This window comes from Cecembia lonarensis LW9, from assembly GCF_000298295.1.
GTDB lineage: Bacteria > Bacteroidota > Bacteroidia > Cytophagales > Cyclobacteriaceae > Cecembia > Cecembia lonarensis.
In genome coordinates, this window is sequence record NZ_AMGM01000201.1 from 1 (window position 1) to 1,193 (window position 1,193).

At 61.9% G+C, this 1,193-nt stretch carries 1 protein-coding gene; it reads right to left on the bottom strand.

The genetic code is table 11. From position 1 onward, the window contains the following. Positions 1-732: 732 nt before the first annotated feature. A partial coding sequence (locus tag B879_RS23780) for a glycoside hydrolase family 16 protein (RefSeq protein ID WP_040401528.1) occupies positions 733-1,193 on the bottom strand: 461 nt, incomplete at its 5' end.

Genomic DNA, 1,193 nt, shown 5'->3' on the forward strand with positions numbered 1-1,193 from the left:
TGACGAGTCTCCTCCACGAGGATCGGTGTCTCTCAATTTTCTCGTCTGATACATACACCGTCAAGGAACGTCGGGCGCAACCAGCGGCAGAATCCACTCAGTGCCAGCCTGCGCCCGGCACTAGGAGAATTGAGTCAGGTACCCCTTCGCCCTTCGAACCACGGATGACGAGGTAATGACGTCCACTGGTCATCGCTGGCTGGATCGTGGCCATGTGCCGTTGTCAGTGGACCAAGACCACCACCGAGGTCTTTGAAACCGGCGGATTCAAGGGTTTCCGCTGGTCCGATGGCGAAAACACGCCGCACCTCCCCCTGCATAATCCCGCAGAAGCCCAAATCCTGGATGTGGGAACCCGAATCGAGCTCCATGACAACCAATGCCACCCCGCCCTGCTCACCGGCTGGATACTCACGGGGACCGGAATCCTGTGCGCCGTGACGGGATTCATCCTGATAATGCCCTGACCCGACTACACGCCATTTCGCAGTCATCCGAATCGGGCCTGGAACCGGTCCCGCCGCCTGGGAAGCCACCGGGTTGCGGGTGTCGGCATACGCCTGGGACTGCAACCACCTTCGCGTCCACAAATCCACCCGCGTCCCATACCCTACGGTGCGCCGACGAAGGGCACCTGCCCGCGCAGGACACAGGAACCACGACCCGGAACCACTGCGAACGAGGGATCTTTCGCATCAATCGCGGTTTGCCACGGAACCCGCAGTGTTCGGATCAGTCATTGCGTCGAATCCGGACATGGTCAATGCTCATGGTCGCCGGGAACCTGGTGCTTTGGTCAGGATCCCCCGGATACTCGCCCCCGACGGCCAGGTTCATCACCAGGTACATCGGCTCGTCCGGCACCTCCTTGCCGTCTAGTCGCCATACGCGCTTTCCATCAAGGATGAAATCCAACCTTCCGGGGGACCAGTCCAGGCCGATGGTGTGCCAACCGCCGGCCAGGGAAGCCCCTCCCGGCAGGAGATAGTCTTTCCCGATGGATGGGGCCGAGTCGTCCTTGGGATGCAGGTGCAGTCGCAGGCGTCCCGTATCCTCACCGGTTACTTCCAGCATGTCTATCTCGGGTCGGGAATTCTCGCTGGCGGGAAGCAACCAGATGGCCGGCCACAGGCCGCGGCCGGCGGGCAGGCGAAACCGGCCTCGACCTTCCCATACGTGAAGGCCAGCCTGGG